We start from the raw sequence: 2094 nt of genomic DNA, 5'->3' as shown, positions 1-2094 counted from the left end.
ACGCGACCGTGCTTGTGATGCAGGGCATCATTTTTCTCGTCATTCTGTTCAGCGAAACTCTTTACGGCCGATTTGCGAGATTGCAGAAACAAGGAGCGTCTTGATGGAAGCCGGATGGTGGGGAGTGCTCATCGCGGTCTTGGGAGGCGCGATTCGTATCGGCACGCCGTTTCTTTTTGTGTCGCTGGGCGAGTGCCTCACTGAGAAGAGCGGCCGCATCAATTTGGGACTGGAAGGCACGTTGGTCATGGGAGCGATGACCGGCTACGCCGTCTCGTTACACAGTGGATCTCCTTGGCTGGGAGTCTTGTGCGCCGGATTGGCAGGCATGGTGCTCGGCGCGTTGCATAGCTGGCTCTGCAGTTTCCAGCGGGTCAACGATATCGCGGTCGGAATCGCCATGATGTTGTTCGGCACGGGTGTGGCCTTCTTCCTCGGCAAGCCTTACATCCAACCCTCCGCCCCTCGGCTGCCGTCGATCGATCTCGGAGCCTGGAGCGACATCCCTCAACTCCAGGCGGCGCTGCAGATCAATGCCTTATTTTTGGTGGGAATCGCCGTGGCCGTCGCGCTCGGATGGATGTTGAAGAGCACGGCGTGGGGATTGAAAGTTCGGGTGGTCGGCGAAAGCGCGGATGCGGCGCGTGCCCTTGGATTGCCGGTCGATCGCATTCGGATCATGAGCACCGCCCAAGGAGGATTTCTCGCCGGCATCGGCGGATCGTATCTCTCGCTTTATTACCCGTTCAATTGGAGCGAAGGCCTGTCCAGCGGCCAGGGACTCATGGCGGTGGCCTTGGTGATCTTTGCTCGATGGCAGCCGATGGCGTGCCTGTGGGTTTCCTTGTTGTGGGGAGGGACCGCTGCGTTGGGGCCGTCCTTGCAATCGGTGGGGATCACGGGCGGTTACTATATTTTCAACGCGATCCCTTACATCATGACTTTGGCGGTGATGATCATCACCTGCTCTCCTCGGCGCACGCTGGCGGGAGTGCCGCGTGAGCTGACCGTGACTCGTTAGGTCGGAATGGCGGACCACACTTTACACCTTTTAAGAGGCAACCCAATGGCTAACAAATACGTCGCATCCGATCCCTATCCTTATCCCTATAACGGCGATCTTCGGCCGGACAATACGGTTTTTCTCATCATCGATATGCAGACCGATTTTTGCGGCAAAGGCGGCTATGTCGACAAGATGGGTTATGACATCTCTCTCACCCGTGCCCCGATCGCCCATATCAACCGGGTGTTGTCAAAAGCTCGGGCCATTGGGATGCATGTCTTCCACACCAGAGAGGGACATCGGCCCGATCTGTCCGATTTGCCCCCAAACAAACGGTGGCGCAGTCGAAAGATCGGCGCCGGCATCGGTGATCCGGGCCCCTGCGGCAAGATTTTAGTTCGCGGGGAGCCCGGTTGGGACATTATCCCGGAACTAGCCCCGAAGGAGGGAGAACCGATCATCGACAAGCCGGGGAAGGGCTCGTTCTGGGCAACCGACTTGGATATGTTGTTACGGCTTCGCGGCATTCAAAATGTGGTCCTGGCCGGCATCACCACCGATGTTTGCGTGCATACCACCATGCGCGAAGCCAACGACCGGGGCTTTGAATGTCTCTTGCTCGAAGACTGTTGCGGCGCGACGGATTTTTACAATCACCAGGCTGCGATCAAGATGATCACAATGCAGGGCGGCGTGTTCGGAGCCGTCGCAAAATCGGATGCTCTGTTAGAGGCGCTCTCATGACGGATACTGCTCCTCCGGATTTGGAAGCGTTGGGGATAACCAAACGCTTTGGTCCGCTCACGGCCCTGAAAGACGTGAATTTACGACTGTGTTCCGGGCAGTTCCATGCGCTGCTCGGTGAAAACGGCGCGGGCAAGAGCACTCTGGTCAAATGTATCATGGGGTATTACCACCCTGATGAGGGAAATATCCGGTTGGATCAACGGCAGGTCACGATTCGCAATCCGCGGGACGCACAGGCCTTCGGCATCGGGATGGTCTATCAGCAATTCACCCTCATTCCCAATATGACCGTCCTCGAGAACCTGGTGATCTCCAAGGCTCGGTTGGACGCCGTCATCAAT

Annotated in this window: 3 protein-coding genes; all 3 read left to right on the top strand. The window is 57.4% G+C overall.

Features of this window, described 5'->3' with window-relative positions; translation table 11 throughout:
* Positions 1 to 103 precede the first annotated feature (103 nt).
* Positions 104 to 1021 (top strand): ABC transporter permease, encoded by a 918-nt coding sequence (locus ACOSYY_RS04035; RefSeq protein ID WP_421660986.1) that lies wholly within the window; start codon positions 104 to 106, stop codon positions 1019 to 1021.
* Positions 1022 to 1066: 45 nt separating this feature from the next.
* Positions 1067 to 1750 (top strand): biuret amidohydrolase, encoded by a 684-nt coding sequence (biuH, locus tag ACOSYY_RS04030; RefSeq protein WP_421660985.1) that lies wholly within the window; start codon positions 1067 to 1069, stop codon positions 1748 to 1750.
* Positions 1747 to 2094, top strand: a 348-nt coding sequence (locus tag ACOSYY_RS04025) for an ATP-binding cassette domain-containing protein (protein WP_421660984.1), incomplete at its 3' end; no start/stop codon positions are given. The genes biuH and ACOSYY_RS04025, both read left to right, overlap by 4 nt.

Source organism: Nitrospira sp. BLG_2 (genome assembly GCF_049222245.1).
This window is presented reverse-complemented; position numbering and strand designations above follow the sequence as displayed.